This is a genomic window from Rhizobium sp. S96, from assembly GCF_030382195.1.
Classification (GTDB): domain Bacteria; phylum Pseudomonadota; class Alphaproteobacteria; order Rhizobiales; family Rhizobiaceae; genus Rhizobium.
Genome location: NZ_JAUDRY010000031.1, coordinates 1 through 1,793, shown reverse-complemented (window position 1 = coordinate 1,793; position 1,793 = coordinate 1). Strand labels below are relative to the sequence as shown.

Annotated in this window: 1 protein-coding gene; it reads right to left on the bottom strand. The window is 58.7% G+C overall.

Translation table 11 applies throughout. From position 1 onward, the window contains the following. Positions 1 to 53: 53 nt before the first annotated feature. Positions 54 to 1,727: an IS66 family transposase gene (locus tag QTL94_RS28505; RefSeq protein ID WP_502944177.1), complete on the bottom strand. Its 1,674-nt coding sequence runs from the start codon at positions 1,725 to 1,727 to the stop codon at positions 54 to 56. Between the last annotated feature and the right edge of the window lie 66 nt (positions 1,728 to 1,793).

Sequence of the window (1,793 nt, the reverse complement as noted above, 5' to 3'; positions counted from 1 at the left end):
GTAAGCGGGGCTGATCCGGTGGCACTGCCGGCACAATGAGCAATGAAAAAGCGTCAGCCGCGCGCTGCGACCATGGAAGGGAGGGGCGCAATAGGATGATCGTCGTCACCCATGCCCAACCGATCGCCAAGATAGTGCCAGAACGACAGACCAAGCTTTTGGCAGGTCTTCATCAGGCCGAGCATGCTGTCGCGCGCCTGTCGGCCATTGCGGCTGACCGTCCCACCCGAGATCTTCCGCTTGATGACAAACCCGCGAAGATCCCTTTCCGATGCGTTCGTATTCAGCGGCGTTTCAGGCCGCTCGAGAACTCGCAGCAGCTCGGCCTTGCGGCGCTTCAGCCGAGACAGCAGTTGATCGAGGTCGCGATATCCGGTGCGGATGGAGAATATCCGATCGAACCGGACCTGAAGACCGTGGGCTGCACGCCGGCTTGGACTTCGCTGATAGTCTTTCAGCAGCTTGTAAAAAAGCCAGATGAGTTCACGCAGCGTCTCGACATGTTTGACCTGGCGCGGCGTCGCCGGCATCAGCTTGTGCAGCAGGCGTTCTGCATGGACCCAGCAGAGCGCATGGTTGCCGACGCGAAACTGCCCAGCATCGTCGGATACGATCACTACATTGCCAACCAGGCCATGATGGCGGATGGCGCCCCAAATGCCGGCTTCGGCAAACGGGCGGATAATGCTCCTGTCAAAGATGTCGATACCATTTTCCGCCAGATAGGCGAGAAACGGAACCTGGTTGGCAAACCGACGCGGCTCGCCTGTGTTCAAGCGCGTCAAAAGGGAAGGGTCCACCTGACGGTCTTCCAGAAAGGTGAAGGCGGCGTCATTGAGAACATAGTCCTGATAGTTTCCGCGCAGCAGGGCCAGAAAATTCAGCCGGGACTTGAATGGTGCCGTGCGAAAGGCGCTAAAATGCGCGCCTCCAATATGCGTCGTATGAAAATTCCGATTAGCATGTCGGGCACCGGTATCGTCAACGGTCACGTAAGGGGCCGAAACCAGACCGGCATGCAGCACGGCAGCATCCTCGGCATGAAAGCCATCCAAAGCTTGCGTCAAGAACCGGATGACCTGGCGTTTGGAAATTTCGACGCCGACATCGTTGAGCAGGGTCGTCAGTCGCTGCGTCGTCACTTGTCCATGGCTGTGGAGCATCAGGCAGAACCGTCGCAGATTGGCACCGTATCCACTCTGAATTCCTGCTGGCAGCGTCGCGGTGATCATGTGTCCATCCGGCGCCAGCCAGCATTCGCGTCGATAGCGGATCACGTCGGCCCGCAGGACCAGATCCCGAACCACGCAATCTTTATAGCCCTTGAAGCGCGATCCGGGTGGAGCCGCGACCGACAGAACCTCTTCACGGGTAACATTGTCCGTGTCGCCCTTCGGTCCGCGCCGCCGCCTAGGCTTCTCCTTGCTACCGACCGTCCTGTCGCTGGTTGCCTTTTCCATCCCCGAAGGTCTGAACGGCGGGCGTGGCGGCAGGTTTTTAAGCCGCGCAATCTCGTCGCGCAGGAGTTGGTTGTCGAGTTTCAGGCGGGTGTTCTCGATCCTGAGCTGGTCATTTTCGTCTCGAAGTTTTTGGTTTTCGCCCTCGAGTTTCTCTATCCGGATGTCTGCCCGGTCAGCCCGATCTACCAGACCCGTCACAAGCTCCCGCAGCGCCCTCAGCGACAGCGTATCGGCATGCTCGGCCATGGGCAGGCGGCGCTTCGTCATAAATGGAGTGAATCATGATTTGCAGAAAACAGGAATCCCTCCTGCCACCGGATTTGCTCCAGTTAC